Origin of the sequence: Streptomyces capoamus, assembly GCF_014654935.1 — a bacterium.
In the GTDB taxonomy this organism is placed as follows: domain Bacteria; phylum Actinomycetota; class Actinomycetes; order Streptomycetales; family Streptomycetaceae; genus Streptomyces; species Streptomyces capoamus.
Genome location: NZ_BNBF01000010.1, coordinates 163,072 through 168,332, shown reverse-complemented (window position 1 = coordinate 168,332; position 5,261 = coordinate 163,072). Strand labels below are relative to the sequence as shown.

Genomic DNA, 5,261 nt, shown 5'->3' with positions numbered 1-5,261 from the left:
AGAGGCCATACGCTGACCATCTGGATCCATTGCGTACAGAGCGGCCTTAACCGCCCCAATCTCTGCGTCTTCGGTTGAACTGGAAAGTCCAGGAATAGGTAGGGTCACGAGCGGCATTGAAGCCGGCTCGATCATGGAACAAAAGATCTTCCCGCGCTGACGGGCGCTCGGAAGCCTCGTGCCGTGCCGGTGAACCTGGCGGCACGGCGCGGGGCAGGCCCGTTCCTCCTCAAGCGCCACCGATGTGCCGGAGCAGCGCCTCGATGTCGACGGACGCCAGTCCAGCCGCTACGGAAGGCTCTTCCTCCAAGTCAGCCAGTTGCTGAACCGTAGGGTCATCGAGGATCTTGCCCATGAATTCGAGCTTCTGGTCCAGCCGCACCTCGACGACTTCGTCGATCGTGCCGCGTGCCGCGATCACGGTCACCCTCGTTTCCGTTCCGGGAGCAAGGCCGAGGCGGTGGATCCGGTCTAGGCTCTGCAGGTAACGGCCGGCCATGAAGTCCCGGTCCACGTACACCGCGTCGTGGCACACGTGGTGGAGGCTGATTCCCTCTCCCAGGGTCGCCGGGTTGGAGATCAGCACCATGCAGCTGGGATCCTCACGGAAGCGGCGCAGCTGCTCCTCCCGGTCGGGCGTGCCTCCGTGCACGACAGCCGGGCTGTACTTCTGAAGCATCTGGGCCAGAGTGGTCAAGCTGCGCACGAAGGTCGTCCACACCAGGGTTTTGCGGCCCTGCGCGGCGTTCTCGGCGATGATCGCCAGCGCTTCCTTGTACTTGGGGGACAGCTCGTAGTCCGGCAGATTTTGCATCAGCGAATACAGGGAGCTGTCGGCCGGGATCTCCATCGGTGGCAACTGATAGGCGAGCGGCTCGTGCTTGGTGGCGCCTTCCAGCAGCAGGGCCGGGCTGGTCGCTGCCATCAGCAGACGCAGCGCGGTCTTGCCGAGCGCGCTGAGGTCGTCACGTGCGGTGCCTTTGGACATACCGCCCACTAGGGAGCTGTAGATTTCGGCGTGCAGTGCCGGCATGTCGACGTAGCGCATCCGCAGGGTCATGGGCGGCAGGCCGAGTTCCTGCTTAGTCGTCCGGGTGAAGAGCGGCCGCAGCACCGTGCTCGCGTAGGCGAGGTCCCCGCCCGAAACCGCTCGGGTGACTGCCCGCTGGCCGTGGCCCGGCCAGACGAAGCCCATCAGGTTCTCCAGGTCCCTGGCCCCGTTCGGAGCGGGCGTCCCGGTCAGGATGAGACGTCGTTCGGCGAGCGGCCCCAGCGCCATGCACGCGGCACCATATGTACCTCGCGCGCCCAGCTTCATGCGGTGAGCCTCATCGAGAATGATCATCGAGGGAGCGGCCTTGAGCCAGTTCGCCAGGAGTGGCAGCGAGCGGTCCAGCCGTTCGTAGTTGACGATGAGCACCTCGGCCCACTCGTCCAGAGAGCCGTCGAGCACATGCGTGCGCAGCGGGTAGTTGAAGCAGACGGCGGTCTCGTAGCGCCAGGATTCGTAAGCCGATTTCGGGCAGACGACCAACAGCCGGCTGGCGGCGCCCTTGGCCCGCTGAGCGGCGTACACCGCGAGCGCCACACGGGTCTTGCCGGCACCGGGCACACTGAAGTTCGCACCGTGCCCGAGCGAGAGCAGCTTGGCGACGTCCCGGCGCTGGAAGGCGTTGAGGTCCTCTTTCCAGGTGTCTCCCAACATGCTCAGCACGTCATCGGCAGCGACCTCTGGCGGCGCCGCGGAGCCGGCCAGCCGCTCCTCGACCAGTCTGGAGTCCTTGACCACCCCAGAGACGAGATTCCTCAGCTCCGGGGCCCACTCCACGCCGGCCGGGTCAGGCCAGCTGCTGAGAACCGGCAGGTTCACCAGGAGCTCGTCCAGCGCCACCGATGCGGAGAGCGGGCCCAGCTGGCCGCCGGTACGGAACCGGCCGGCCAGCTGGACGAGGTCCTGCCGGTGCTGCTCAGTGGTACGCAGGACCACACGGGTACGCGAGTCGTCGAACCCGAGGTGCAGGGACGTTTCCGTCACTGGGTGCCCTCCACGGTGGCAGCTGCGAGGAGCCAGGAGACACCGTCACCGGGGTTCGGGATGCCCCGCCCGGCCTGCTGGGCGAGCTTGCGCAGACTGCCCCGGAGCTTGAGCACGGCCTCGTCGAAGGCCTCCTCGTCGAGGCTGTTCGAAGTGCGCGCCTGGACGAGCTCGATGACGCACTGGTCGATGTTGACACACGCGTCCGCGAGCCGGGCCGGCGCGAGCTGCTTGCGCTTGCGGAGCCGGGCGTCACGGCCGGCGTTCTCGATCGCCCGGTCGAACGCATCCTTCGCCTGGTCGAGCAGCGCCTGAGCGGAAGCCTTCTCACTGTCGGGCAGCCCTCCCGACGCATCCCGGACCGTTGCCGCGGCTCGGAGGATACGGTCGTTCAGCGCACGGGCCGCCGACACGGCCGACGTGGTCGCCGGCACCTCCAGGTCGAGCCCGGGGATGGACACCGACTCGGGCTGGGCAACGGTCCCGCTGTCAGCCAGCTCCGGCGGGAGCACCTGCTCCAGATACCTCTCCTTCAGGAACGTCTCATCGATGTGACGCAAGTCCGTCTTCGAGAAGTTCAGCAGGATGGCGGCCAGGCGCCGTTCCTTCACGATTTCAGCCTGGTCCGGATCCAGGGTCCCCAACTTCGCGTGCAGGCGCTGAAGTTCCTTGAGACGCTCCTGGGCCCCTTCCCAGTCGACGAGCCTCAGCGCGACGCCCCCGCCGCTCGCGCTGCGGTCGTTCAGCTCCTTGATCGTGCTGAGAATCCACCGCTCCTGGTGGTACGTCGCCGTCCGGACCCGGAACTCCTTGGCGATCTGCTCGGGCGTCCGGCCCATCGCCGCCTGCTCTTCCATGGCGATCAGCCGGTTGATGTACGAGTAGTCACGCCGCTGGTCCTGGCGGAGCTGGAGGGCCAGTTCCACGGCGTCGATGTCGGCCTGGGTGAACGACGACGGGAGTACGCCTACCCTCATCGACTGCTTGCCCAGTTCACGCAGGGCGACGGCACGCGTGTTGCCGTTCACCAGGACACCGTGGTGGGTGACCAGCCCAGGCTCGTTCTGGCCGAACTTGTCCAGATCCTCCTTCAGCTTGTCGAAGTCGGGATCCCGCAGATCCGGATCAGAAGGCTTGGCCTGGAGCAGGCTGCGCAGGTAGTCCTGGCCGGCCTCCCCGAAGGGATCCTTGTCCAGGTTCCGGTCCTGGTCCGGCCGGTGGCTGCGCTGGGCACGGATCCGGTGCGTACCCGGGTTGAGGTAGAGGTCGTTCAACGGCAGGTCGATCACATCGACATGAATCTGTTGTCCGTTCCAGTCGACCGTAACGGTCTCCCGGGTGCCTCCGGCATTCCTCACCTCCTCAAGCCTCTTCCTGATGAGCTCGCTGACCGTCTCCGCGCGCGGCGGCGGCGGAAACTCCCGCACCATGTCCTTCCCCGTCCCTTCTGTTGCCGGTCCTGTCAGCTTGCTTCGCCGGTCCTGGTTCAGTCGGCCAGGTCACCGATGGCCTGCGCCACGGCGACGCGCGAGTCCTGGGGCAGCGTCCGGTAGATGCCCCAGATCTTCTCGATCGGGCTGAAAGTGCGCTGGTCGGCGTCGATCCACTTAGCGAAGAGACGACGCTCCACCGAGGACAGGTTCTCCACGAGGTCGAGCAACGCCCTGAGGTCGACCTCACGGTCCGCCCCGCCACCGGTCCCGCACTTCTTGCACTCGGTCACGAGCTGGTAGGCGGCGTTTCCGTCCGGCTGGAGCACCCTACGCCGGGACACGTTGAGCTTGGCGAGATCGATGCCGCCGTCCTCGTACGCTTCGCCGGCACCGATGCCACACGACCGGCACAGGTGGTTGTCGTTCTGGAGGACCTTCGCGCGCTGGGCGGCGGTCAGGCTGGCCTTGTGCTTCGGCGCCTTCGACCTGCCGGGGATCCAGACATCCTCGCCCCTGGTCACGAACCGCTGCTCCTGCTGGAGCAGGGAGGGGTCCTCGCGGTTGGTGTCGATGCGCCAGCCGTGGTCACGCAGGTCCCGCAGCCTGCGGTCGATCTGCGCGACGTCCGGGAACGTCTCACGCAGCTGCGCCTTGGTGAAGATGTTGCCCTCCCCCACGACGGTGACCAGCCACAGCGCCGCCCGGACCATGCTTCCGAACTTCTTGTCCTGGTAGGACGGAATTGCTTCCATTAACTAACGCCTCCGTGAACTCGCGCCAATGACACGCTTTTTTCGGAGAGTGGCGCAGCTGCGACTGACAACGCACGGCACATGGTCTCCGAGTTCCCCCGCCCCTCGACGGCTTTCTCCAGCTGACACCACACCAGCTGCGAAGTCCAGCCCCTTTCCGACTTGCGCGGGCTAAGCATTCTCTGCGGGCTGGACTTGCTCGTCAGGAGCAAGTCCAGCCCGCAGAAAAGTGGCACGAAAGCCTGGTGCAGAAGGGGCAAGATGGGGGCACAATTGCCCGGTCGCAGGCAGGGTTTGGGGCGGTGGTGCTGGCCGCTCCCGGGCGCTGCGGGGAGGGGAAGTTACATGTCAACAGCTGGACGCAGTCCGGTAAGGGGCGGCTGGCTGGACCCCGCCAAGGGGTTCAAGGAGGGCGTACGTCCTGGCAAACGCCGACTCGGCCTGGCACTCCGGGACTTGTGCTGCCTGCTACGGCCGGACGGTTCAGATGAAACAGGAAGGCATCTCAAGCAGGCAGAGGCGGCAAGACGGCTTGGATGCGAAGCCGATGAACTGTCGCGCTATCTGTATGACACCAGGATTCCTCCCGAGGACTTCCTTGAGCGGCTGCACAAAGAAGCCAGCGCTGACGCGGCCGCCAGCGGCCAGGAGGCCGGTATCAGCCTCGATGCGCTCCTGGGACTCCGGACCGGCGCCCTGGGGGAGCAGCGAGGCTGTGAGCACTGCCAGGAGATGGGCGGACGGCTCGATTCGCTCGTCCGGCAGCTGAACGCCCCGTGCACGGCGTGCGCGGCGCACCAGCACCGGGAGGAAGCCCGTCGGCGGCAGCGGAAACAGCTCGCCGCCCGGCTGCGGTCGGCGAGGAGGGAAGAGGCAAGACTGCGGACGGCGGTGGCCGATCTGAAGGCTTCGGTGGCCGAGCTAAGAGCCACGGTGGCCGTGCTGGAGACCAAGCTGGCTGAGAAGGCAGCCATCGAAGCCGGCCTGCAGGAACGTCTGGCGGCGGCACAGAGTGCCAGAACTCAGCTGCCGGTCCCCCGT

Annotated in this window: 4 protein-coding genes; 1 reads left to right on the top strand and 3 read right to left on the bottom strand. The window is 66.5% G+C overall.

Annotation, left to right across the window (positions count from 1 at the left end; translation table 11 throughout):
• Positions 1-229 precede the first annotated feature (229 nt).
• The 3 genes from IE312_RS18015 to IE312_RS18005 all read right to left on the bottom strand — a co-directional run bounded on the left by IE312_RS18015 (position 230) and on the right by IE312_RS18005 (position 4,220).
• The gene (locus IE312_RS18015) at positions 230-1,810 is read right to left on the bottom strand and encodes a DEAD/DEAH box helicase (RefSeq protein ID WP_370467569.1); all 1,581 of its coding nucleotides are present in this window, start codon (positions 1,808-1,810) and stop codon (positions 230-232) included.
• A 221-nt stretch (positions 1,811-2,031) separates the two neighbouring features.
• The gene (locus tag IE312_RS18010; protein WP_229900016.1) at positions 2,032-3,393 is read right to left on the bottom strand and encodes a ParB N-terminal domain-containing protein; all 1,362 of its coding nucleotides are present in this window, start codon (positions 3,391-3,393) and stop codon (positions 2,032-2,034) included.
• A gap of 128 nt (positions 3,394-3,521) precedes the next feature.
• Positions 3,522-4,220, bottom strand: a complete 699-nt coding sequence (locus IE312_RS18005; RefSeq protein ID WP_189982973.1) for a KpnI family restriction enzyme N-terminal domain-containing protein — start codon at positions 4,218-4,220, stop codon at positions 3,522-3,524.
• Between the two features lie 345 nt (positions 4,221-4,565).
• On the opposite strand from IE312_RS18005, the gene IE312_RS18000 reads away from it, so the two are divergent.
• On the top strand, positions 4,566-5,261 hold a 696-nt coding region (locus tag IE312_RS18000; RefSeq protein ID WP_229900014.1), incomplete at its 3' end, for a hypothetical protein.